At 59.3% G+C, this 24,903-nt stretch carries 18 protein-coding genes; 6 read left to right on the top strand and 12 right to left on the bottom strand.

Features of this window, described 5'->3' with window-relative positions; all coding sequences use genetic code 11:
• Positions 1-67: 67 nt before the first annotated feature.
• Both hemA and JNB89_RS19010 read right to left on the bottom strand, forming a co-directional pair.
• A complete protein-coding gene (hemA, locus tag JNB89_RS19015; RefSeq protein WP_013340641.1) occupies positions 68-1,354 on the bottom strand; it encodes a glutamyl-tRNA reductase in 1,287 nt (428 codons plus the stop codon).
• Positions 1,355-1,441: 87 nt separating this feature from the next.
• Positions 1,442-2,152 (bottom strand): response regulator transcription factor, encoded by a 711-nt coding sequence (locus tag JNB89_RS19010; RefSeq protein ID WP_013340640.1) that lies wholly within the window; start codon positions 2,150-2,152, stop codon positions 1,442-1,444.
• Between the two features lie 200 nt (positions 2,153-2,352).
• Here JNB89_RS19010 and JNB89_RS19005 point away from each other — a divergent pair, with 200 nt between their 5' ends.
• From JNB89_RS19005 to JNB89_RS18995, 3 genes are read left to right on the top strand one after another with little or no spacing between them, the layout of a single operon-like run.
• A complete protein-coding gene (locus tag JNB89_RS19005) occupies positions 2,353-2,616 on the top strand; it encodes a hypothetical protein (protein ID WP_013340639.1) in 264 nt (87 codons plus the stop codon).
• A gap of 19 nt (positions 2,617-2,635) precedes the next feature.
• Complete coding sequence (locus tag JNB89_RS19000) at positions 2,636-4,450, top strand: aminopeptidase P family protein (RefSeq protein ID WP_220363283.1); 1,815 nt, start codon at positions 2,636-2,638, stop codon at positions 4,448-4,450.
• 28 nt (positions 4,451-4,478) lie between these two features.
• Positions 4,479-5,102 carry an HAD family hydrolase gene (locus JNB89_RS18995; RefSeq protein WP_220363282.1) on the top strand — a complete coding sequence of 208 codons (624 nt, stop codon included), beginning with the start codon at positions 4,479-4,481 and terminating at the stop codon, positions 5,100-5,102.
• Between the two features lie 123 nt (positions 5,103-5,225).
• Here JNB89_RS18995 and JNB89_RS18990 read toward each other — a convergent pair whose 3' ends face one another.
• The 10 genes from JNB89_RS18990 to JNB89_RS18945 all read right to left on the bottom strand — a co-directional run bounded on the left by JNB89_RS18990 (position 5,226) and on the right by JNB89_RS18945 (position 19,312).
• The gene (locus JNB89_RS18990) at positions 5,226-6,350 is read right to left on the bottom strand and encodes a DUF748 domain-containing protein (RefSeq protein WP_220363281.1); all 1,125 of its coding nucleotides are present in this window, start codon (positions 6,348-6,350) and stop codon (positions 5,226-5,228) included.
• 378 nt (positions 6,351-6,728) lie between these two features.
• Positions 6,729-8,396 carry an energy-dependent translational throttle protein EttA gene (gene ettA, locus JNB89_RS18985; RefSeq protein ID WP_041728391.1) on the bottom strand — a complete coding sequence of 556 codons (1,668 nt, stop codon included), beginning with the start codon at positions 8,394-8,396 and terminating at the stop codon, positions 6,729-6,731.
• 237 nt (positions 8,397-8,633) lie between these two features.
• On the bottom strand, positions 8,634-8,945 hold the full coding sequence (locus tag JNB89_RS18980; RefSeq protein WP_220363280.1) for a DUF3761 domain-containing protein: 312 nt from the start codon (positions 8,943-8,945) through the stop codon (positions 8,634-8,636).
• Between the two features lie 96 nt (positions 8,946-9,041).
• Positions 9,042-10,130: a sn-glycerol-3-phosphate import ATP-binding protein UgpC gene (locus tag JNB89_RS18975; protein WP_220363279.1), complete on the bottom strand. Its 1,089-nt coding sequence runs from the start codon at positions 10,128-10,130 to the stop codon at positions 9,042-9,044.
• Positions 10,131-10,208: 78 nt separating this feature from the next.
• Positions 10,209-11,054, bottom strand: coding sequence for a sn-glycerol-3-phosphate ABC transporter permease UgpE (gene ugpE, locus JNB89_RS18970; protein WP_013340617.1), 846 nt, complete (start codon positions 11,052-11,054; stop codon positions 10,209-10,211).
• Positions 11,051-11,935, bottom strand: a complete 885-nt coding sequence (gene ugpA, locus JNB89_RS18965) for a sn-glycerol-3-phosphate ABC transporter permease UgpA (protein WP_027212898.1) — start codon at positions 11,933-11,935, stop codon at positions 11,051-11,053. Before ugpA ends, ugpE begins: the two co-directional genes overlap by 4 nt.
• Before the next feature lie 119 nt (positions 11,936-12,054).
• Positions 12,055-13,389: a sn-glycerol-3-phosphate ABC transporter substrate-binding protein UgpB gene (ugpB, locus tag JNB89_RS18960; RefSeq protein ID WP_220363278.1), complete on the bottom strand. Its 1,335-nt coding sequence runs from the start codon at positions 13,387-13,389 to the stop codon at positions 12,055-12,057.
• A gap of 919 nt (positions 13,390-14,308) precedes the next feature.
• On the bottom strand, positions 14,309-15,826 hold the full coding sequence (locus JNB89_RS18955) for a hypothetical protein (RefSeq protein ID WP_220363277.1): 1,518 nt from the start codon (positions 15,824-15,826) through the stop codon (positions 14,309-14,311).
• A gap of 539 nt (positions 15,827-16,365) precedes the next feature.
• Positions 16,366-18,054 carry a site-specific integrase gene (locus JNB89_RS18950; protein WP_220363276.1) on the bottom strand — a complete coding sequence of 563 codons (1,689 nt, stop codon included), beginning with the start codon at positions 18,052-18,054 and terminating at the stop codon, positions 16,366-16,368.
• Positions 18,047-19,312, bottom strand: coding sequence for a tyrosine-type recombinase/integrase (locus tag JNB89_RS18945; RefSeq protein ID WP_220363275.1), 1,266 nt, complete (start codon positions 19,310-19,312; stop codon positions 18,047-18,049). Before JNB89_RS18945 ends, JNB89_RS18950 begins: the two co-directional genes overlap by 8 nt.
• 1,271 nt (positions 19,313-20,583) lie before the next feature.
• Here JNB89_RS18945 and JNB89_RS18940 point away from each other — a divergent pair.
• From JNB89_RS18940 to JNB89_RS18930, 3 genes are all read left to right on the top strand, one after another.
• Positions 20,584-22,116 (top strand): alpha/beta hydrolase, encoded by a 1,533-nt coding sequence (locus tag JNB89_RS18940; RefSeq protein WP_220363274.1) that lies wholly within the window; start codon positions 20,584-20,586, stop codon positions 22,114-22,116.
• A 294-nt stretch (positions 22,117-22,410) separates the two neighbouring features.
• Complete coding sequence (locus JNB89_RS18935) at positions 22,411-22,908, top strand: hypothetical protein (protein ID WP_220363273.1); 498 nt, start codon at positions 22,411-22,413, stop codon at positions 22,906-22,908.
• The gene (locus JNB89_RS18930; RefSeq protein ID WP_220363272.1) at positions 22,901-24,880 is read left to right on the top strand and encodes a hypothetical protein; all 1,980 of its coding nucleotides are present in this window, start codon (positions 22,901-22,903) and stop codon (positions 24,878-24,880) included. The genes JNB89_RS18935 and JNB89_RS18930 overlap by 8 nt, the downstream gene beginning before the upstream one ends.
• The last annotated feature ends 23 nt before the right edge of the window (positions 24,881-24,903 follow it).

The following is a 24,903-nucleotide window of genomic DNA, read 5'->3' as shown; positions in this document are numbered from 1 at the left end:
GACAGAAGCATGTGGCGGACCACTGCGCCGCCGCGGCGGGCGGCGCAAACAGGCGGCGTGGGCGCCGCTAACGCTCCGTGGAACCGGAGTGTTTATAGAAGCCGCCCAGCAATTCGATGAGCGTGTCGCGGTTCTCGCCGCTCGCGCGGTTCAGCGCATGGGTGGGACCGTGAATCAGCTTGTTGGTGAGCGCTTGCGAGAGCGCTTCGATGACGGCGGCCGGATCGTCGCCGCGCGCGAGCATTTTCTGCGCGCGTTCGACCTCGGCCCGGCGCAGCACGTCGGCCTGCGTGTGCATATGGCGGATTACCGGCACGATGCTGCGCGCGTCGAGCCATTGCATGAAATTCTGCACACGCGTTTCGATAATCGCTTCGGCCTGCGCCACCGCGGCCTGGCGGGACGCATTGCCTTCGCGAACGATCGCGCCGAGGTCGTCGACGGTATACAGAAACACGTCTTCCAGCTTGCCGACTTCAGGTTCGATGTCGCGCGGCACCGCCAGGTCGACCATGAAAATGGGCCGATGGCGGCGCGCCTTGACCGCGCGCTCGACCGCGCCCAGACCGATGATCGGCAACGTGGACGCCGTGCACGACACGATGATGTCGAACTCGTGCATGCGCGTGGGCAGCTCCGACAGCGGAATGGCGCGACCGTTGAATCGTTCCGCGAGGCGCATGCCGCGCTCCGCGGTGCGGTTGGCGACCACCAGTTCGCGCGGTTGCTGCGCGGCGAAGTGCGTGGCGCACAGTTCGATCATTTCGCCCGCGCCAATGAACAGCACGCGCTGGTTCGACACCTTGTCGAAAATTCGCTGCGCGAGCCGCACGGCGGCGGCTGCCATGGAAACCGACTGCGCGCCGATCTCGGTCGTGCTGCGCACCTCTTTCGCGACGGCGAAGGTGCGCTGGAACAACTGGTTCAGATAGGTGCCGAGGGCGCCGGCTTCCGACGCGGTGCGCACCGCGTCCTTCATTTGTCCGACGATTTGCGTTTCGCCGAGCACCATGGAATCCAGCCCGGATGCGACGCGAAACGCATGGCGCACGGCCTCGGACTGCGGCAGCGCATAGACGTGCGGCGCCAGTTCGCCAACCGGCAGGTTGTGATACCGCGAAAACCACTGGATGGCGGCTTCGCGCGCGGCCTCTTCGTCTGTCGCGCAATAAAGCTCAGTGCGGTTGCAGGTGGAAAGAATCGCCGCTTCAGGCGCCGAGCGGGCCGTGGTGCCGAGCCAGATGCTTTTGAATGTGTCCAGTGCAGGCTTGATCTGTTCGAGCGGAAACGCCACGCGTTCGCGCAAGGCGACAGGCGCAGTGTGGTGATTGATTCCGATCGTTAGAAGCTGCATGCTGAGGGACTATGGTTTAGCCCCATATTATAGCGTTTCCTCGATTCTTACATTGCCGCGCTCGCGCAACTGCGCTTATGCCGGGCATCAGGCCGAGGACACAGCGGCTTCCGTGGAGAAGGCGTCGAGGCGATACCCGTAGCCGTACAGCGGTGCAAGCGAATATCCGTTCTCCGGACGCAATTCGAGCTTGGAGCGCACGCGCGACGCGTGCGTGTCCACGGTGCGCGACTTTACGTCGCGGCGGCGCGCCCACACCGTTTCCATGATGTGCGCGCGGGACACTGGCCGCGAGAGGTTGCTGAACAGCAGCAGCGCGAAGCGGAATTCCTTCGGCGTGAGCGCGACCGTTCGGTCGCGGAACGTGACGGCGAAGTTCGCGGCGTCGAACGCATAGCCGCGGATCACGTCGTGCCGGCGGTTGGCCGGCCGCCGCAGGGCTGCGCGCCGCAGCAGCGCGTCCACGCGGGCGAGCATTTCGGGGCCGCGCACTGGCTTGGGCAGACAGTCGTCGGCGCCCGCGTGAAGCGCCGCGACGATCTGGCTTTCGCGCGGCTCGGCCATCATCACGATGACAGGCAGGCTCGGCAGCACGGCGCGGGCGCGGGCGATCACGTCTTCGGCGGAATGGTCGCCGGCCCAGTTTTCGGTAATCAGCAGATCGAAGAATTGGTCTGCGGCCTGCGCGAGGAACGGCGCGCTGGTGGTGAAGTGCTGGCAGACGTGGCCGCCGGCAAAAATCAGCCGCGTGACCAGTTTGGCGTGACCCGTGTCCGGCTCGATAAGGGCGATTCGCATGCGCGCGTTCCACTTGACGACGGCCAGGAACCAGGCTTTTCCGTAAGGCTTCCAGCTTGCCTAACCTAACCCCGACCCCTAAACTCAACCGCTGTGCGGAAAGCGCCGTGCTGATCTTTTAAGAAAGAGACAAAAATGCTAGCTGTCGTTGAGCCTCGCGCCCATGAGACAAATCCGAAATTGCGCGAGGCCACCCGCTGATGGGCTGGCCCGGAATCGTTGTGCTGGGCGCGGCAATCGGTTTTGTCGGGTGGTGGTTGCATCCGCTGCGCCGCATGAACCGCTCGGGCCGCGCCCGCTTATGGGTGGCGCTCGCGGCCGGTGTGCTGGGCGCCAGCGTGGCCCACATGGCCGGCAATGTGCTGGGTCTTTTCCACGACGGCGAAACGCTCGAATGGCCCGTATGCACGGCCGTCGCAATAATCGCCGTCGCCGTGACGGTCGGCTTGCTTTCCCGTCGATGAATACTTGCAGGTGACTTCCATGAATGCCCGACTTCCCCAAACCTCTTCCATTCCCGAACGGCTGGCCAGTTTGCGCAGCGCGATGGCGCGCGCAGGTGTCGCTGCTTACCTGGTGCCCTCCGCGGATCCGCACTTGTCCGAATATCTGCCGGGGCGCTGGCAAGGGCGGGAATGGCTCTCCGGTTTCACCGGCTCGGCGGGCACGCTCGTCGTCACCGCTGACTTCGCGGGCGTCTGGACAGACAGCCGCTACTGGGAGCAGGCCAACGCGCAACTGGCCGGCAGCGGTGTTCAGCTGATGAAAATGACGGGCGGCCAGCAAACCGCCCCGCATTTCGACTGGCTCGCCGAGAACGTGGCGCCTGGCGGCACCGTCGGCGTGGACGGCGCGGTGCTCGGCGTCGCGGCGGCGCGCGCCTTGACTCAGGCCCTCACGGCGCACGGCGTCAAGCTGCGCACCGACATCGATTTGTTCGAGGCCGTGTGGCCGCAGCGTCCGTCGCTGCCGGACGCCCAGGTGTTCGAACATGCCGCGCCGCATGCAAGCGTCACGCGTGCGGAAAAGCTCGCGCAAGTTCGCCGGATCATGGCGGAGAAGGGCGCCCAGTGGCACTTCATTTCCACGCTCGACGACCTCGCGTGGCTGCTCAATCTGCGCGGTGCGGACGTGAGCTTCAACCCGGTGTTCGTCGCGCATGCACTGATCGGCACGAGCAGCGCGTCGCTTTTCATTGCCGACGGCAAGGTGCCGCCCGCGCTCGCCGAGGCGCTTGCGCGAGACGGCGTCACCGTGAAGCCGTATGCGCAGGCAGCGGATGCGCTCACCGCGTTGCCGGCCGGCAGCACGCTGCTGATCGACCCGCGCCGCATCACTTACGGCTCATTGCAGTCGGTGCCGTCGACGGTGAAGGTGATCGAGGCGGTGAATCCGTCCACTTTCTTCAAGTCGCGCAAGACGGAAGCCGAAGCGCAGCAGGTGCGCGCAACGATGGAACAGGACGGCGCGGCGCTGGCCGAATTCTTCGCCTGGTTCGAGCTTGCGCTAGGCCGCGAAACGATTACCGAACTGACTATCGACGAACGTTTGACGGCTGCTCGCGCGCGTCGTCCGGGGTTCGTGTCGCTGAGCTTTGCAACCATTGCCGGCTTCAATGCAAACGGCGCGATGCCGCACTACCGCGCGACTGTTGAATCGCATGCGGTCATCGAAGGCAACGGCCTGTTGCTGATCGACTCGGGCGCGCAGTATCTGAGCGGCACGACCGACATCACGCGTGTGGTGCCAATCGGCACGATCAGCGACGCCCAGCGGCGCGATTTCACTATCGTGCTGAAGGGCATGATGGCGCTGTCGCGCGCGACGTTTCCGCGCGGCATCCGCTCGCCGATGCTCGACGCGATCGCCCGCGCGCCGATCTGGGAAGCCGGCGCGGATTACGGCCACGGCACTGGCCACGGAGTCGGCTATTTCCTCAACGTGCACGAAGGCCCGCAAGTGATCTCGCACTACGCGCCGGCCGAACCGTGGACGGCAATGCAAGAAGGCATGATCACGTCGGTCGAACCGGGCATCTATCGGCCGGGCAAGTGGGGCGTGCGCATCGAGAATCTGGTGCTGAACGTGCCTGCCGGGCAGACCGAATTCGGCGATTTCCTGAAGTTCGAAACGCTCACGCTGTGCCCGATCGACACGCGTTGCCTCGACCTGTCGCTGCTGCGCGAGGACGAGCGCGCGTGGCTGAACGACTATCACCAGACGGTGCGCACGCGGCTTGCGCCGCATGTTTCCGGCGACGCCCTGGCGTGGCTCGAGCAACGCACACAGCCGGTCTAAGCCCTAATCGCATAACGACGGAGAGCGCATGGCCATCAAGGCAGTCGTGTTCGATTTCGGCGGCGTGCTGATCGACTGGAGTCCCGAGTACTTGTACCGGCAACTCATTCCGGACGAAGCCGAGCGCCGCTGGTTTCTCACCCACGTGTGCTCGATGGATTGGGTCGTGCGTCAGGACGGCGGCCAGCCGATCGTCGAGGCAACCGCCGAACTCGTCGCACAGTTTCCCGACCACGAGGCGCTGATCCGCGCGTTCTATGAGCGCTGGCACGAAATGGTGGCCGGCGTGCTCGAAGACGGCGTAGCGATCATGGAGAAGCTCGAGGCCGCGCAAGTGCCGCTCTTCGGTCTGACGAACTGGTCGGCCGAGACGTTCCCGTACGCGTGGGAGAACTATCCGCTGCTGCGGCGCTTTCGCGACATTGTCGTGTCCGGGCGCGTGGGTCTCGTGAAGCCCGATCCGGCAATCTTCGCAGCCATGCGTGAGCGGATCGACGCGCACCTGCCGGGCACCCAGTCGTCCGAACTCGTCTTTATCGACGACAACCCGAAGAACGCCGCAGCCGCCACGGCCCTCGGCTGGCACGGCGTGCATCACACGAGCGCCGCTCAAACCGAAGCGCAACTGCGCGCGCTGGGCCTGCCGGTTTGACGCGAAGCGCGCCACGTGAGTGTTGGCGCGGGGCGGCGCAAAGTCTGCGCTAGACTGCGCGAGCGGTATGCACACCTGGCCTCGACGTATGCTGCCTGCGAGCGCGCGTGACGCCGCTCGCGCTCACTGGCCAAGCAAATTCTTCAAGGCATTGCCGAGCCCTTTGACGGTCTCGCCCGCGCCCTTCGCCACGCCTTCCACACTGACACCCAGCGCTTTCGCGAAGCCGGCGGCGATGCGCGTCGTCAGCCCCTCCTGCACGGAAAACTTCGGGTCCCGCAAGTTGCCGTCAAGCACGAAGTGCAGCGTGAGATCGCCGTTGCGCGTCTTCAGCGCGGCAACCGCGGCTTTGGTCGGAATGGACATGAACGTGTCGAGCGGATTGCCGGAGTCCGCTAGCTGCAACTGGTGGACGGTTATCCAGCCGGGCGCGTGCAGCTGGTAATTGCTTACCGTCGACTGGATGTTCATGTCGAGCGTGCCGCCTGTCACTTGCCCCTTCGCGCCGGCCTTTTTCACGAGGTATGGATCGAGCATCACCACGTCCACGCCGCGCAATGTGCTGGTGGTCTGCGAGTCCTTGCTGGCAATCCTGATCCATCCGCTGAAGGTGACGGTGCCCGTGTGCGACGGTCCCTTGATCGAGCCTTTCACGTCGACGTTGGTCGGCTCCGTGAGCGCAGGCAGACGGATGTTGTCGACGCTCGCGCTGGCGTTGCTCACCGTCACCTTGTAGGCGGGCGGGCCGACCGTCATGTCGTAGAAATGAAAGCGCCCCTGCTCGAAGCTGATGTGGTCCACCTGCTTGTCGCGCGGCATGGAGCTCGCGGATGCGCCGCTCGCGTCGTCGTTGGCGCTGCTCACCGATTGACGCAGATTCGGCAGCAAGCGGATCGTGCCGTTCTGCGTGCGCAGCACTGCCATGTCGAAGCCGCGTACCACCACGCTGCGGATGTGCATACGGTGCGCGAGCAGATCGCGAATGTCCGGCGTGAGGATGATCTCGTCGGCCTTCAATGGATCGCCGGCGGGCCAGCCGGGCGGCGGCTTGAGCAGAACGTTGGTGAGATGAACGGAGGTCAGTCCGACGTCGATGCTTTGCGCGCTGCCGAGCGGCCCAAGCGCAGCCACTACACGCGCTTTCACTTCGCGCTGCGCGTAGAGCAGCAGACCAAAGGCGATGACGACGAGCACCACCAGCACGCTGCCTGCGGCAACCACCCAGCGTTGGCCTTTCGACATCGCCATGCTTGTCCCCTTGTCACTTTGTCGCCGCCATGCGCGGCGTGGCTGTGATGAATGGCGCGCCGCCCGCGCGCCGTGCGGACGACGTATAGCACGCGCAGGCGAGCAATGCGTGTGCCGTGTCGCGATGCTGCCGTCCTCTGGCGGTTGGGGAAAGTATGACGGGGTTGGGAAGAGCGGTTGCGCACATCGCGAAACCGAGGCGGTCGCCTGAAATGCATGAAAAGAAGGACTGGATGGCAAACAGCCCGCTCGTCTTGCGGCGAGCGGGCTGTTTCGGAGGCTGCCTTGGCGGCTGCTTGCAACGCTGCCTCGTGTTGCCCCCGGTGTTGCCCCCGGTGTTGCCCGTGTGCTGCTTCCGTATTGCGGAAGCAGCGAAGCTTAACGCGTAATCGGCTTGTACCGCAGACGCTTGGGTCGTGCGGCTTCCTCGCCGAGGCGCGCGCGCTTGTCCGCTTCGTACTCCTGGTAATTGCCGTCGAAGAACGTGACTTGCGAATCGCCTTCGAACGCGAGAATGTGCGTCGCGATGCGGTCGAGGAACCAGCGGTCATGCGAGATCACCATGACCGAGCCGGCGAACTCGAGCAATGCGTCTTCGAGCGCGCGCAGCGTTTCGACATCGAGGTCGTTCGACGGTTCGTCGAGCAGCAGCACGTTGCCGCCCGCAATCAGCGTTTTCGCCAGATGCAGGCGCCCGCGCTCGCCGCCGGACAGATTGCCGACGATCTTCTGCTGGTCGCCGCCCTTGAAGTTGAAGCGTCCAATGTAGGCACGCGACGGCGTCTCGTACTTGCCGACCGTCAGCACGTCCGCACCGCCGGAAATTTCTTCGAACACGGTCTTGGACGGGTCGAGCGCGTCGCGGCTCTGGTCGACGTAAGCGAGCTTCACGGTCGGTCCCATCACGATCTCGCCCGAGTCCGGCTGTTCGCGGCCGGTCAGCATGCGGAACAGCGTCGACTTACCCGCGCCGTTCGGACCGATGATGCCGACAATCGCGCCGGCCGGCACCTTGAAGCTGACGTTGTCGAGCAGCAGCCGGTCGCCGTACGATTTGCTGACGTTCTTGAACTCGATCACTTCATTGCCGAGGCGGTCGCCGACCGGAATGAAGATTTCCTGGGTTTCGTTGCGCTTCTGGTAGTCCTGACTGTTCAGTTCCTCGAAACGCGCGATACGCGCTTTCGACTTCGCCTGACGGCCCTTGGGGTTTTGCCGCACCCATTCCAGTTCTTTCTTGATCGCCTTCTGACGCGCCGACTCGGACGCTTCCTCCTGCTTCAAGCGCTCTTCTTTCTGATCGAGCCAACTGCTGTAATTGCCCTTCCACGGAATGCCGTGGCCGCGGTCCAGTTCGAGAATCCACTCTGCGGCGTTATCGAGGAAATAGCGGTCGTGCGTCACCGCGACGACGGTGCCCGGAAAGCGCGTGAGGAACTGCTCGAGCCAGTCGACCGATTCCGCGTCCAGGTGGTTGGTCGGCTCATCCAGCAGCAACATGTCGGGCTTTTCGAGCAGCAGCTTGCACAGCGCGACACGGCGCTTTTCACCGCCCGACAGATGCTCGATCTTTGCGTCCCAGGCCGGCAGGCGCAGCGCGTCGGCGGCAATTTCGATCTGCTGTTCGGCGCTGCCGCCTTCGGTCGTCGCGAGAATCGCTTCGTACTTGGCCTGCTCCGCGGCGAGCGCGTCGAAGTCGGCGTCCGGTTCTGCGTAGGCCGCATAGATTTCGTCGAGCTTCTTCTGCGCGTTGAACACGTCGCCAAGACCTTCCTCGACGGTTTCGCGCACCGTCTTGTTCGGGTCGAGCTGCGGCTCCTGCGGCAGATAGCCGATGTTCAGATTGGGCATCGGCGTGGCTTCGCCCTCGATGTCCTTGTCCACCCCCGCCATGATGCGGATCAGCGTGGACTTGCCCGAGCCGTTCAGGCCGAGCAGGCCGATCTTCGCGCCGGGGAAAAACGACAGCGAGATGTCCTTCAGGATTTGACGCTTGGGCGGCACGATCTTGCCGACCCGGTTCATGGTGAAGACGTATTGAGCCATTTTGCTGTGTGCTTGGTAGACGTTGACGACGCCGGCCGCGTTGGGGCGGGCAGTCGTGGGTGGATGGGTAAGCGGTGTCATGCCGGGGCGAAGTGCCCGGCGCCGGCCGGCGCGGCGTCGAACGCGGTTTAGCGCGACGACGCCCGCGCGGGCCGGGTGCAGATTGCATTGTACTTCGACGTGACCGCGCCGCGGCAGGGCGCGCGCGGTGTCAGCTTGCGCGCGGAACTCGCGACATTACAGCCAGCTCGCTAGGCCGCCATGCCGCGAGCACGTTCCGCCGTGGTGCCGGCTGAAACTGTAGGTGCCGTCCCGGCAACGGGCCGTCGCGCCTTCCGGCACCTTGCCTGACATCGAGCGGGCCGGTGCATGCACCGTGTTGCCGTCGCGATTGGTATAGGTGTTGTGATTGCTCAAGTCGGCCTCGTCGGGCGTCGTGCCAGGCGCGACGTAGGCGAACGCCGACGACGCACTGAACGTCAGCGCGAGCAACAGCGTTACTGCAACGCGGGCTCCACCGCGCAAGGTTCCAGGGTCAGGGCTGTGCATGGTGTCGGTACGTCGTTGTGGTTGTTTTTGTCGCTGTCGCTGTCGCTGTCGCTGTCGTTGTCGTTCTTGTTCTTGTTCTTGTTCGTAAGCCGGCGTTCAGTTCACCCGCTGCCCGCTCGCCGGATCGAAGAAGTGCAGGTGGCGCGCGGGCAGCGCGACCTGCAACGCGTCGCCGGTCGCCGGCCGGTGCGCGTGCGGTAGACGCACTGTCACATCGTGATTGCCCCAGCGCCCGTGCGCGAGATTGTCCGCGCCGAGCAGCTCGCACGAATCGACGCTGAGCGTGGCGTGCGGCGCATTGGCCTCGCCGGGGCTCATGTGCTCCGGGCGAATGCCGAGCGTCAACTCGCGGCCCCTGGCGACTTCGCGGCCAATCGACGCTACGCCTGTGAGCGGCAGTTGCGGACCGTTGCCGGCCACGTCGAAGGTGGAACCGTCGTCAGAGACGCGGCCTTGCAGCAGGTTCATCCCCGGCGAGCCGATGAAGCTCGCGACGAACACGGTGGCCGGCCGCTCGTACACTTCGGTTGGGGCGCCGATCTGCTCCGCGTGGCCCTTGTTCATCACGATCACGCGCTGCGCGAGCGTCATTGCTTCGATCTGATCGTGCGTCACATACAGGCTCGTCGTGGCAAGGCGTGCATGCAGACGCTGAATCTCGAGTCGCATTTGCACGCGCAGCCGCGCGTCGAGATTGGAGAGCGGTTCGTCAAACAGAAACACCGCCGGTTCGCGCACGATTGCACGACCCATTGCCACGCGCTGACGCTGGCCGCCGGACAGCTCGCGCGGCTTGCGCTGCAACAGTGCCTGCAGTTCGAGAATCTGCGCGGCGGCGTTCACCCGCTGCGCGATCTGAGCCCGGTCCACGCCCGCGATTTTCAGCGCGTAGCCCATGTTTTCGGCCACGCTCATGTGCGGATAGAGCGCGTAGTTCTGAAACACCATCGCGATGTTGCGGTCCTTCGGCTCGAGCTCGTTCACCACCTTGCCGGCAATTGAAATGCTGCCTTCGGAAATGCGCTCGAGCCCCGCGACCATTCGCAGCAACGTGGACTTTCCGCAACCCGAGGGGCCCACCATGACGACGAACTCGCCGTCGTTCACGTCGACGTCGATGCCGTGCAATACGAACTGTTTGCCGTCGTAGGTTTTTTTAACGCCTTGTAGTGTCAGTGCAGCCATGCGTTGCTAGCCCTTCGTTTGCGTGTCTTCTTGCGATTGGTATGCGCGTTGTTCGCGCGTGCTTGCGCGCGGCGCGGATTATTTCTCTGCGTCGACGAGGCCGCGCACGAACCAGCGTTGCATCGTGAGCACGACCGCGAGCGGCGGCAGCATGGCGAGCAGCGTGGCGGCCATGACCAGATGCCATTGCGTTGCCGTATCGCCCGAGGCAATCATGCTCTTGATACCGACCACCGCTGTCGTCAGCGACTGCTGGCTCGTAATCAGAATCGGCCATAAATACTGATTCCAGCCGTAGATGAAAGTGATGACGAAGAGCGCCGCCATGTTCGTCTTCGACAGCGGCAGGACCACGTCCCAGAAAAAACGCATGGGACCCGCGCCGTCGATGCGCGCCGCTTCCATTAATTCGTCGGGCAGCGTCATGAAGAACTGGCGAAACAGGAACGTGGCGGTGGCCGACGCAATCAGCGGCAACGTCAATCCGCTATATGTATTGCTCAAATGCATCGACGACACCACTTGCACGGTCGGGAAAATCCGCACTTCGACCGGCAGCATTAGCGTGATGAAGATGAGCCAGAACGACAGGTTGCGAAACGGAAAGCGGAAGAACACGATCGCGTAAGCCGAGATCATCGACACCGCAATCTTGCCGATCGAGATGGCAAGCGCCATGACGAGGCTGTTGACCAGCATGCGGCCGAACGGTGCAGCCGCGTTGCCGCTGCCTTGTGTCCACACGGTCGCAATGTTGTCGAACAGATGCGAAGCGGGCACGAGCGAAAGCGGCACGGTGAACACCTCACGCTCGCTCATGGTGGCCGCGCAGAACGCGACGTACACGGGAAACACCACCAGCGCGACGCCCAGAATCAGCACTGCGTGGCAGAACAGGTCGAAACCGCGGCGGTTCTCGATCATGAGTATTGAACCCTGCGTTCGATGAAGCGGAATTGCACGACCGTCAAAGCAACGACGATCACCATCAGAACCACGGATTGCGCGCCCGAGCTGCCGATGTCCAGCCCCTGGAAACCTTCGGCGAAAATCTTGTAGATCAGTGTGCGGGTGGATTGCGCGGGTCCGCCGCCGGTCGCCGCGTCGATCACCGGGAAGGTGTCGAAAAACGCATACGTGATGTTGATGACGAGCAGAAAGAAGCTGGTCGGCGACAGCAACGGCAACGCAATGCCGAAGAAGCGGCGCACGGGACCGGCGCCGTCGATGGCCGCCGCTTCGATCAGCGAGCGCGGAATGGCTTGCAGGCCCGCGTAGAAAAACAGGAAGTTATAGCTGACCTGCTTCCACACCGAGGCGAGCACGACGAGAAACATCGCCTGTCCGGCGTTCAACGCGTGATTCCAGACCACGCCGTACTTGGCGAGCGCAAACGTGACGAGCCCGATGCTCGGGTTGAACAGAAACGACCACAGCACGGCGGCAATGGCGGGCGCGACCGCATACGGCCAGATGAGCAGCGTCTGATAAGCCTTCGCGCCGCGCGTCACGCGGTCTGCGCAAACGGCGAGCAGCAGCGAGATCGCGAGGCCCGACACGGTGACGAGCGCGCAGAAAACAATCGTCGTGGTGAACGACGACAGGTACAGCGGATCGGCAAATAGTTGCCTGAAGTTCGCGAGCCCGACAAATTCGCTCGACGTGCCGAACGCGTCCTGCGTTTGCGTGGATTGCCACAGCGCTTCGCCGGCGGGCCACAGGAAGAACAGCGCCGTGATCGCCAGTTGCGGCGCGACGAGCAGATAGGGCAGCAGGCTGGTGCCGAAGCGGGAGCGCTTTTCCATCGAGCAATCTCAAGAGTGTGGCTGCGAACAGGATGCTGCGCGAGAGGTTGCCGCGCGAGAGGTTGCCGCGCGAGTCCGCCGCAACCTGCCGGCTTGCGCTTGCCGTTGTAATGCGGCGTTCAACTGCCGGCTTTCTCGAAGCGCCGCAGCAGTTCGTCGCCCCGCGAAACCGCCGAGTCGAGCGCCTGTTGCGGCGTCTTCTTTTCAGCCCACACCTGCTCGAGCTCTTCGTCGATGATCGTGCGGATCTGCGGCATGTTGCCCAGGCGCAAGCCCTTGGTGTACGTGAGGGGCGGCTTGTTGAGCATCTGCTTGATGGCGGTGTCGCTGCCCGGGTTCTTCTCGTAGAAGCCCTGTTGCTGCGTCAATTGATATGCGGCGGTCGTGACCGGCAGATAGCCCGTATCCTGATGCCATTTCGCCGCGACTTCCGGCGAGCTCAGATACGCGAGGAATTTCGCCACGCCCTTGTAGACAGCCGGGTCCTTGCCCGCCAATACCCACAAGCTCGCTCCGCCGATAATCGCGTTCTGCGGCGCGCCCTTCACGTTTGCGTCGTAGGGCATCATGCCGGTGCCGAAGTTGAACTTCGCGTACTTCTTGATGGTAGCGAGCGAGCCGGACGAGTTCGTAATGATTCCGCAGTCGCCGCTATAGAACTTGGAAACCGGTTCGTCCTTGCGGCCCACGTAGCTGAACGTGCCTTCCTTCTGCATGTTCTGCAGGAACTGGATGTGCGCGACCTGTAGCGGCTTGTTGAATTCGAGCTGCGCGTCGGCGCCGTCGAAACCATTGCTCCTGGTCGCAAAGGGTGCACCGTGCCACGCGCTGTAGTTCTCCAGCTGGATCCAGCTTTGCCAGCCCGACGAATAGCCGCACGCCATGCCCGACGCTTTCAGCTTCTGCGCGTCCGCCTGCAGTTCGGCCCACGTTTTCGGCGGCTGGTTCGGGTCGAGCCCGGCCTTTTTGAACGCGTCCTTGTTGTAGTAAAGGACCGGCGTCGAGCTGTTGAACGGCATCGAGATCAGGTGGCCGGTCTTTGCGTCGCTGTAGTAGCTTGCGATGGTCGGCACGAACGCCTTTTCGTCGAGCGGCACGCCCGCCTGCCTGAACACCTCGGAGACCGGCACGACGGCTTTCTTCGCCTGCATCATGGTCGCGGTGCCGACTTCGTAGACCTGCAGGATGGCCGGCGCGTTGCCGCTGCGATAACCGGCGATGCCCGCCGCCAACGTCTGGTCGTAGGTGCCCTTGAACACCGGCACGATCTTGTAGTCCGACTGCGACGCGTTGAACGCGTTGGCGATGTCGTTCAGACGCTCGCCGAGCGCGGCTTCCATCGCGTGCCAGAACTGGATTTCAGTGGCGGCCCGAGCCGGTTGGCTGGCGCCGAGAACACCCGCGCTCAACATGGCGGCAACGGAAAGCGAACGGAACAGCGGCTTCAAACTCATCGATTTGTCTCCTGACGGAAGGTGCGCGAATGCGAATCGCGCGATTCTATTTGTGTTCGATGACAGTCCGGCGTCGGCCGGCAGCGCGGCGCGCATTCTGCGCTTCGCAGGCGTTATACGGTTTCGAGATGCGCCGAATGCCGCAATTTAACATCGGCTGTCACGAAACTGAAATAGTCGGCTTGTTCGGCTTCGGCAAGCGAATGAGCGGGCCCGGACGGACAGGTGGGTGATACAAGGCGTTTGGCGAGGCGTCGCCTGCGGCTGCGTGCGCCCGCAAAAAAGCCCGCACGAGGCGGGCTTCGAGACCATGCGGCGCGAGCCGACAGGCGGTGTCAGAGAGCGCGCGGCTCCAGCGGTGGCCTACACGTTGAGAAGCCACCCCGGAGTACACGAGGGATGGACAACGCCGTAAGTGCTTGTTCTGCCTAGGAAAATGTGCGGTCGACCGGGTGTCCATGCCTTCATGTGCTTTTGCACGGGTTTTAGGCCTCGGCTGTCCATAGTCGATAGTTACTTCCGCCACGGCGCTGGAGGGGGAATTAAATCATCAAGCCGGGACCGAAGTCGAGCATTTTCCTGCCGAAGCTCCAGCACCATGCGCCCTGCGCTATTGAGCTGCGACTGTGCTTTGTCGCGCTGATTCTCGAGCTCCTTAACCCTTGTTGACAGGTCGCTTTTGGCACTCCTTCGCTTTTCCTGGCGCTGCTTCTTTATCGCCCTCTCTAGGCCATTGATTTCCACCCACGCCTGTATCTCACGAATCAACGCCGGATATCGCGTCCTTCGTAGCGCGGTGGGGTCGGTACCAGCCTCTCTCGCGACGTTGTTCTGACTCACTGGAGTCCCGCGTGGCAGAACTTGCGGGTTGCCGGCCTTCAGACGTTCGAAGGCTAATCGGAATCGTTGCTCAGCCGACTCAGTTACGGATGACATTAAGGTAGCTCCTCAGACCGTTCGCCTCGGCTTGCAGCGCCTGCTCGCGGGGGCTGCCTCGCTGAGTTTTCGGAATTCGTTGTTCGATGCTTGCAAGCTGCCGCTCGACGGAGAGCTGTTTTGTTCTGTCATACACCGCGTCACGGCATGGTTTGTCGCCGTCACCTCCTGTACACCTCACTACTGACTCGATGCCGCCATAATCGCAGTGGCCGTCCTTAGTGCAGCCGCCCAGCCGTGTCTCCCGAAACGACACTTCGCCATTTCGACCAGCTTTGACAAGCGCCTTGAAATCTCTGTTTCCAATCAAGCGAACTACAATTTCGTGCTTTCGTTCTTCGCCCAACGGGGAGAGATAGCGCTCACTCACAAGGGTTTCAATCTGTCTCGCCATCACTTCGTATCGGGCCGCTACAACTTGACTTTCGAAGTCTTCACTAAAGCGCACCCGGCTGTAGTTCTGACCGTAATATCGGGTTTGGAGAATCGTAAGGTGCTTCATGATGACTTGGATAGAGCTGTCGCTCAGTACGCCACTGGCGAACATATTGATTCCGCCCGTCCGCCGAAGCTGGTGATAAGCCAACGGCCAAATCTCGCCAACCTTGAATTTTCCACCCTTGTCTAAGTTCGGAGTGAACATACGAGCAGTTACCAGGTCATCCTGGGTAATCTTCATCTGTTCGGGGTCAAAGAGACGCGGGTACCTCTGCATCACGAACTGGTAGTTATAGGCCCTTGGACGTGTTGAATAAGGTCGCCATCCATTCGGGAGGGAGGACCATGGTTCGAACGCCGTGTGGAAAAGGTAGGGGTTCATGAGGTCGTCGTCACTGCAATTGACCTCTGGGTTAGAGGCTGCACACCGGACCCGCAGCTTGGCTACCACTGTCATCGCGTCTACTGCTACCTCGACGCTGGGACTCGTCGGCCATCGTGCGTCACTGTCCGGGTCAGTTTTGGTGGTTTCACCACAAATGACAAGAATGCGGCCCAGGACTGGGTCCTCGTCCCACATAAGACAATCCGCCCTCAGCGCACCGACTTCTTCTTTTCGCTGGAGCGTAAAGTTGGCGATGTACGAGAGTCCAACCGACTGAACCAATGTCAAGTATGCCGAGAAGGACTTGATGTTGATGCTCTTCCTATTCGGCGGCTGAACCCATCTTTCAAGAAGCGCGTCGATTCCAAAACGCTGCGCAGTGAGCTCGAAGCGGCCATGGAATATTTGCCCGTTTCGCGCTCCGGCCTCGTTCTTCTGCACTGTAAATGGGCGGTGGCTATCGCGTCTCCCCTCATGGCCAAGTGCGCACAATATTGACCCAAAGTTGTGGGCATAGGCATCCACACAGAAATTGAAGCAGTCCTCGACCCGCTGTTTATGTTGGAGGAAGTCATCGAGACACTCCCTAAGTCGCCGAACTTGATAGGTCCAGATACGCGGCGGAATGTAGGCTGTTTGCTCTATGTCTTCCTTGCCGCCTTGAAAGTGCTCGGACAAGCGGCCAATGCCTGTCTCGTCCAGCAGAGTGAATCCAATTTTCTCTCTTACACGGAGTAGGCGGTCCAAAGTAATCACTAGGCGTTGACCGTCGAATACACAAGGGTACAGCCCAGGTACCTTCTCGAGGAGCTTTGGAAATCGGGCGAAGTTGCTCGCTAGAATACCTTCGCGGTCACAAAGGACCACCATTCGACGTAAGAGGTCGAATAGTTTTTTAACCGAAGACCAGCTTCTAGCACCTTTCGGCCCCCATACTATCCAAGTTGCTAAGAGTCTCATTATGTACTGGTTCTCTGGGCTGAGCGGGGGGGCGCTACGATTGTGCTGTCCTCCGGCGAAGTTAAGTCTGAGAGTTTTACCGGCCCACGCAGAGAATTCCCAAGAGCTGTCGCCCCATCGCGAAACCGGAAATCCTTGAGCATCTTCTGCCACAATCCAGTCCGCTGGGGGCGGCCAGCTGGGAGGCCGATAGCACTCGCTATTACGTGTAATCGGGGCGATAGTTAACTTGAACTCGAATTCGCAAGCTACGAAGCTCACCGCGTACCCTCCAGTTCTGCAATTTCGTCTCGAAATGTCGGGTGGAAGTCACCTTCGGTGATACGCATCTGCACTTCGGTCACCCACTCGCGCCGGACCTCGCTGGACTGCTCGAACCACCTCAGTTTTTCATGGATTCGGGTAACGACAAACTGCGCCGGTGGCACGTTTTCGCTTCCCTTAGGTTGATGCGCCTTGCTCATTTCATTCGTTTTGAGGTAACCGAAGCTCGCCAGTGCCCACACATAATCCAGCGAATCCACGTCGCGGTGGTTCTCACACCACAAGCATCCAGACGCTCGCACGCAATTGGGCTTCGGGGCCTCCTTGGGAACCTTCACAACCTGTTGAGGGGTGCCTGTGCACATCCCTGGCCCTACAGCTTGCATTTTTGCCGAATGTGGGTCGAACTTTGACCAGAATCGGGTAACCTCGACCATGGCACGTTGAAGGCTTGGTCGCGCGTACACCCGGAGCAATGTCTGCTTCGTGTGCTGTGCCATTTCAGCGGTCAGGTCAGGGTCGGCTGTCGTGCGCAACAGCCAGTTCACCCTTGTGCTCCGCAGTGAGCGTGGCGAGAAAAAGGGAACACCTAGTTCGTGGCATGCCGCTCGAATTCGGGAGCCTGTGAATCTCCGCTCAGGCCTACTTCCGTGGATTCCAATGAATGGAAAGAGTCGATTTGAAGATGGAAATAGTGCTCTGCGCCATTCAAGATATCGTTCAAAGTGGCGTTTGTAGTCCTTGAATATCTCAAATAGCACGGTGCCACCACGACGGTCTTTGTATTCTTTAACTTGATAACCATCGATGTGGCTTACATAAAAGAAGTGCCGAAACTCCAGGTGAGCTGCTTGGGCGGGGTTCATTCCCGTTTGAGCGATGAACATGAGCAGTTCAGCCTCTATTCTTAGATTGGCGAGCGGATGCCGTTTTCCCAGGCTCTCGACCTTCTCGGTAGTCGGTTGCAAATTTTTGTGACACTTGCGGGTTATCGTTTTTCCGCCCCTGAGCTTGATATGAAGGGGCAGAGGAGCATCAAGAACCGTCCCGATGGTTAATTCATCACAGATATCCTGCAGTAAGTGACCGAACACAAATGTATCGCTCAAGTTCTGCTTCTCTGCGCGAACGCCGGCGGCAGTTTTCCGCTGTTCTCTGTATTCGAGGCGGGTCATCTCAATAATACGGGTGTGTCGCTCGAGGGCACGGTCCAAGAGCGTTCCCACCGTCGCAGCATAGCTATAGGCTGAACGCGAGGAGAGATTCCGATGTTCGGGATAGCAGGGATTTGCTCCCTTTCCGTTATTCATACGCGCACGTTGAAACAACCAATCGGCCCAGGCGCAGTAAGTCTCCGCGACGGCTTCAACGTTTAACGGATGACCAGCGCTGTCCGCAAATCCGAAGAAGTACCTCAAGAAGCATACCTGTACAGATGCGGTTTCTCTTGACCCGCCGGTGGCCAGCCCCGTCTTCAGCTCCGCATGAAGTTTCACTACCAGTTCCAGACGGTCGACCTGTGGGTCACCTAGTGCTCCACCACCTATCAGCTGCTGCACGCGGTGTGATTTGGCTGCAGCGCCGCCCTTATAAAGCAGGATGGTGAGGTCCCACGGCGTTTCTTTTGCCCCGAAATTGACATCTGGAAAGGTCAGGTCCGGTAGTCGAAGTTCGTCACGCATCAGCGTCGTTCCAGTTTCTGTCTCGGAGCCCGGTGAAGGCTTCATTGAAATCCGCTGCGGCTTGCTTCTTGGCGCGGGTGTTTTCGAGGAATTTGATATACCCGAAGGTTGTTCTCTCGTCCTTGTGAAGCATGGCGTCTCTGACGATTCCAATTGCCTCGGCGGTATCGGTGCAGCTCTCGAGTAAGAGTTGGGTCAGCCAGGTACCGAATGTCGCGCGAGACTGATGGAACTTAAAGCGCTCCATGAACTGCATTCCAGCGTTGACCGCACGCTTTCTCATTTCATTGACCAGCCGGTCAACCGTTCCGACGGTGTATGGCTGAGCGCGCCTAGACAGAAAAAGCAGATTTTTATGTTCCGCTTTCGCCTTGGCTTCTCTTAGCAGGCGAGTTGTCGACGACGCGTAAGCTTTCAGGTCGACCAGAAGGGCTTCGGGCACAAAGAGCTCGCCGGCGACTGAGAATTTGGTAGCGACGCCGGTTCCAGGGCCGACAGGAAGTCGGAACACGCCAGGCGTATGTGGGTCTTCTCGTGCCGTGTGAACGCTGGTCACGGTCAAAGTGGTGACGGTGCCTAATCGTGCTCCAGTGAAAAAGCCTGCGCTAAGCATCAGATGTAGCTCGTTTGTTTCGTGCTTTGCGGTGTATGTCAACAGTTTGCTCATATGCTCGGAGCGAAGCGGTAGAAGACCGTCTTCGAGCAAACTGCCCACACGCTTGCGGTTTGGGATTGAGAGGTCGCAACTCAGGCGTACCATCGCCCGCTTAAAGCCAGTAGCATCGTGAAATGGAATGACGGCTAGTTGGTTAATCCACATTGGAGCGTCGGGTTCGACGAGATTGTGCGCGTCGGCGAATCGGTAAAACTGGATAACCGTGCTCATGCAGTTTGAAGCTGTAGTGCTGGCCAGTATGCCGTCGTCGCGCTCCTCAATTAGACGCTTTCTGTATGTCCTCAGCACCTGCGCATCCTTGCGGACGGGAAAGTGCCGCCAGTCGATTTCGCGAGACTCAAGAAAATTTGCGTAATGGTGAAGATGCTTCATCGTACGTTTGCTCGTCTCTGCGTCAATCTGATTGGAGGCTGCTCTGTCTAAAGCCCACAAATTTGCTTCGTGCCAACTACTGCCGTCATTCCAGAAAATTTGCGGCAGACGGTCGATAGGTTTTTTAGACTGCTTTATCCAGTCCAATTCATCGTTGTCGGACAACGACGCATCGAAGAACTCGTAACGAATGTACTCAAGCCGCGCCATCGCCGGCTCCACCGGAGCTGTTTTCTCCAGTAAGGCGTGAGTCGCGGCCTGCCAGAGCAAACCGAGCGAGACGGGGTGTGTCTAATGCCGCTCGGAAGGATGGGGTGGTATGGTCGAAAAGCGGATGTGGGTGAGAAACTGAGATTCGAGCAGCCCATCTAGTGGCGCTCTCGGAACGGAGCTCATGATGTTCCGCAGTCAGTTCGCGACGCATGCTATTGCAGAGAACAACATGTGGTGGACGAAGGTATCGCTGCCCTGGAAGTTCCTCTAGACTTCGACCACGGGGACCGGAGGTGCATGTGACGATGGTGGTCGGCCGCGGAAAAGTTCGACTGCGGCCATTCCGGCTCCGAGGAGTCCTGTCCTGATGCTCGATTGTGTGCCACATCGCATCCTCCTCAATGTACCCTCTCATATATAGGCACGGATGCCTCGATGCGGGTCCGAGATGAGTTTAAGTGCGATGTGGGTGAGTCGGGTGTTACGCCCATTTCCCAATCTAGCAAATGCATCGTCCCCGTTCAAGTATTTCGATTGCTGTTTGCGAACGAATCCGCAATTGCGGCCGCATCGAGTCACTTCAAGGGGATAAAAGTTAACCTTTCGCATTTCTCAATATATGTTATACGTATCCAATGATTAACTCGCTATTGTTGTATTTTTAATTATATTGTTTTGCTGGTCGTAATCCTTGGTGGAATGCGGACTCCTCGATTTGCCGTGCGCTTGGAAATGGTGAAGGACTGGAGCGGAGCGGCGCAGAATGGGAGTGCGCATCTATGGACACTATTCAAATCCAATGGCATGCCGGATGGGGGAATGACCTCGATTCGTGCCGCTCTCGCTCGCTGAAGAATTCCTCGGCGCGGCCGTTATTTCCGACAGGCGGGACTTGGCCGATGAAACACTGGAATCTTTCCATCTACGCGAGCCGGTACGAGGCGCTGCGTTATGGACGCCTTGCGGTGGGCGCGCATGGTCGGCTGATGAGCCACAAGGTGCAGGTGACATTCAAGTAACTTTCGAAAAAGTCTCTCAACCGGCCTCATTTTTGAGGTCTGGGCTCGTTCGCTTCCACTTGCCACAAGCATATCGGCTCACAGCTCAAGATTTCGGAGAAACAGCCGTTATCGCAGGGGGAATAGATGCCGACACTGGTACCTACGTTCAATTTCACTGCTCGCCATATTAGAGGCAGGCCATTCAAGCTTCGTAGGCAATAGTCGGATATCCTGCAAAATACAACTCTTTGATATGCGGTGGCGCGTATGGCAGAACTGACAGACGGCATGTTAGCTGAGCTGGAACGGCTCTTGATATCTCTCACGGAGATTCTGCGGCGATATTCGCTCGGTAGCGAACTTGGTCAGCTAGAAGAATTCAGGCACAAATTGGCGAAAATAGACTCTTTATTTAATGAGGAGGTTAATCAGCGTCCGTTGCCGTCATCATCCTTAATGTCGAGCGTCGAAGGCGATGTGTATCTCCGACGCGTATTAGTCGATGTCAGAGAGTTCGCGAGCCAACTTCTTCGTACTGACCCGGGGCTCTTAGGTGCTTACTTGAAATCGCCTTCAGGTGCCTTTTTATCGGATAGCATTCGCGCGCGGCTTTGGAAGCTAGAGGAGGCCATGAATCATGCGCTTCTGTTGCGAAGTGTTGAAGCTGAAGGAAACGCTATTGCTCGGTCATGGAAGTCACCGAGTGCAAGCGCTTCCCGCGAGAGGCAGCTGGTGGTTGCGCATACGATTGATGGCGATGTCAGCGCTATAGTGCGAGTCGCCGATGCGACCGCGACGAGAGGATTGGTGCGGGTATGGTTTGCAACTGATAGATATCCTTCAGTGCAGACGGGGAAGAAAAAGGCAGAAGGTCGTATCGAAAAATTCGATGATGGGCGTGGGTCAAAGACCTTGTCGTACGGTCATGCTGATGTCTCCATTCCGGCGTCCCACAGAGTCGGAAAAGTTGAAAGGCCATCTATTTGGAAGCTCGAACTACGCGAGGACGACACGAAGCATGTCGTCATCAAGGTTTGTCAGGTAGATGAGTTGTCGGCGTGGAAGCAATCTGCCGAGCAACGCTTCGACGAGGTCGGCAATCGTTGTGCGCTCGTTTTCATTCATGGATACAACGTTGGTTTTGACGCGGCACTACACCGCACGGCGCAAATCGGCTTTGACATCGACTTCGATGGTCTGCTTACGTGCTTTAGTTGGGGGTCGGAAAATAAGGTCGGGCGCTACCTTGCCGACCTAGATAATGCCGACCAAAGTGCTCCACGCCTTGCGGAATTTTTGCGTACCTTGCGAATTGAGCTAGAAATCAAATCTGTACACGTCATCGCGCACAGCATGGGCAATCGCGTACTGCTCGGCGCTTTGAAAGAACTCAGTCCATCCTATGCCAGTCGGCTCCATGAAATCGTGATGGCTGCGCCCGACGTTGACTGCGATGCCTTCCAGCAGTCATTTCCGAAAATCAAGAAGAAGGCGAAGCGATTTACGCTATATGGTTCAGATAAAGACAAGGCGCTTTTATTTTCAAAGAAGCTTCGCGCTGACTATCCTCGAATTGGTGATGGGGGAGAGAACGTTTTCGTAATGGCCGGCGTCGAAACACTAGACGCGTCAGACGTTACCACAAAGGTATTCGATGCAAGCCATGGCTATGCGTTCGACAACCGAGAGGTGCTCTCTGACCTTCACTATATCATTCGAACTTCGACCCCTATTGATAAACGGAGCGGCCTCACGCGGGTGGAGAAAAATGCACTACGATATTGGAAGTTCTGTGTCTGATAGTGCCGCCTAGTGCATCGGACCTTTGTAGATACCGTTAAGACTCAACCGGACTAGCATTCTGAGGCGCTCCGGTCTTGTTGGCCGCTCGTCGGCATTCGGCGTAACATAGGTGCGTCATCAGAAAAAAATCCCGGGGAGTACGAGGGCAGACCAATGGATGAAATAACAAGACAGTATCGGGACGCACTTCGACTGCTATTCATTTTTGCTCGCGCAGGGGACGCGCCGGCAGGAAACCTAGCCGTTCCAGGCTCAGTGCGAGTAGTCACTTCTGAGAAGAAGCTTCAGAAGATGGACTTCTGGGTGCGCAATCCGGACCACTTCGCATATGCCTTGCTGCAAGCGCATAACGACGATGCTTCTCTAGGCTATCTCGCGGCAGCACAGAGCATTGCAGATTCAGAGGAGCCTGAGTTACGACGCGACGCGATGGTGAAGTTTCTCTACGGTGCATACGAACCACTTGATACGGCTCTCGCGCCACTATTCAGCTGTGGCTTAGCGCGCATGGTCCGCGCCCCGGAGACGCGACAGCGGACGTACTTCTTGTTACCTGAAGGACTCGCGCGAGCTGACCAGATGGAGGCGGAACTACCTGAGGCGAAGTGGTATTCGGAGCGTGCGGCCCTGGTTGGTGACTTCTGCAAAGGGAAATCCGGAGACCAGCTTGCGCGCTGGCAATATCGGCACCCGACGTACTCCGGTGCAAAAAATGGAGAAACCATTAAATCAATCGCACACGAGGTGCGGCAACTGCTCGTAGCGGCATCGGAGGCAAGTAATGCGTGAAGAAAAAGACATGAATGAAGTGCTGGTTCCGTTGAAGGTCGAAGTTGCGCAAAAATCAAAAGTCTCGGTCGATATAGTAGAGCGTATTTTCGAGCAGATTGGCGTTTCGGAGGAGTTTGAGACGCGATACGCCGAGCATCTAACGATTAAAAGACTTATGTTCACGGGGGAGAAGCGTGCTGCAGAGCTTAAAAATGGTCCCTTTCGCTTTGAGTGGTCAGACCTCGAGACTGGCCTTTGGCTCATCCTGAGCGACGGAGTGAACCAAATCGGCAAGTCTTCAATTATTGAGGTGATGATATGGGCACTGCGTGGTAAGACGAGGCAAGTGCGCCCAGAGGTTCGGTCCTGGATTGATGCCGTGGAGCTGGATTTTTCGATTGGCGTAGATTCTTACCGGGTTCACTTCGTAGATAAAGACGATATCCCGGTGGGCCGGTTGTTGCGAGTTGCACCGGGACCGACTCAGGTGGTGGCGACCTTCGCTAGCGAAGACCAGTTTGAACAGGTTATGGACGCGTTAATGATGCGCAGATTTACGCTCCAGGCCATCCCGTACGTCAATCGGAGGGCCGAAGTGGCTGAGCAAGTTCACCACAACTGGACACTCTACGCCGGCTCGATGTTCATCGAAGGCTCGCATGCCGCAATTCTTGGTGACGTGGCGATTGGTGGCCTGTGGTGGCGCATGCTGACACTCTTCATCGGCATGCCGTATTCTGGGCCGTATATGGTACTCAAGAGCGCAAAGGCCTTGGCAGACTTGCGCTATCAGCAAGGCAGGAAGGGAGAGGCGGGCGATGATTCGCGACAGAGCGAGATTTCGGCTCTTCGGGAGCGAATCGAGGAACTGGAAGCTCAGATTTCCGCGTCGTCTGCGACCATGCCGCGAGCCGGCGACACACGAGAGGTCTTCTCGGCATATACGCAAAAAGCCATAGCATGCTCGATTCTCGAACAAGAGTACGAAGAGTTGAGGCATCAACTCACTATTGCAGATACACATCTCAACGAGTCACGTTCAGCTCTACGGAGATTAAACGAAGGTTCCTCCGCGCAGCGCTTCTTCTCTGGACTGAATCCAGTGTGTTGCCCCAGGTGCGCTCAACCCTTCTCGTCGAAGCGGCTCGACCTCGAACAGGCTGGAGGCAATTGCGCAGTTTGCGATAGAAACACTTCGGACGATGATGCGGAGGCGCTCGCTGCTGCAATCGCGGATGCGCAGGAACAAATCGACGCAGCCGCGCAAGCAAAGTTGGAATTGGCTGTTCGTGATGCTCAAATGCAGGCGGGCATACGCACTGCCAAGGCAGAGTTGAACCAGCTGGCAGATGACTTTAAAGTCATAGAGAACATGGCTGATGACCTCGAAGCCTTGCAGAATTGGCGTCTTGAACTCGAACGCACCCGAGGCGCATACGAGCAGCTCCTTAAGTTTGGTCCGACGGACGACCGACCGGTTCCCGACGCAGACCTTGACGAACTGCGCAGGATTTTGAACATCGCTGAGAGGATTGCAGAGAAACGCGCGAGGGATGGCGGTGAGGCGCTACTCGGGCAATTTGAAAGCAAGCTGGTTGAGGTGGCAACTCGTATCGGGTTCCGAGGCCTGGAGCGAGTCGAAATTCGCGGCAACGGAATTAAGCTTCGGGTATCGGGTGTCGATAGCAATTTCTCCGACCAGACGCCCGGACAGCGGTTGCGATTGCGCATCGCGCTTGTTATCGCGATGATGAAGCTAGCGCGCATCAGCGGCAAAGGAAATCATCCAGGCCTTCTGCTCATAGACTCGCCAGGTGCAGAAGAACTCAGTCCGGCTGATTTGACTGCGATGATGACCGAAATAAGCGCACTTTGCGACGAGACGAGCAACCTTCAGATTTTCGTGTCGTCGGCTCGAGGAGCAACGTTTCAGAACACAGTAAGGACCGTTAGGCAGCTTTGGGGTACGGCCACCGAACCAATATTTTAATAGACTACGACGCAACTTCTAGC

The sequence above is a fragment of the Paraburkholderia phenoliruptrix genome (assembly GCF_019511605.1).
In the GTDB taxonomy this organism is placed as follows: domain Bacteria; phylum Pseudomonadota; class Gammaproteobacteria; order Burkholderiales; family Burkholderiaceae; genus Paraburkholderia; species Paraburkholderia phenoliruptrix_A.
This window is presented reverse-complemented; position numbering and strand designations above follow the sequence as displayed.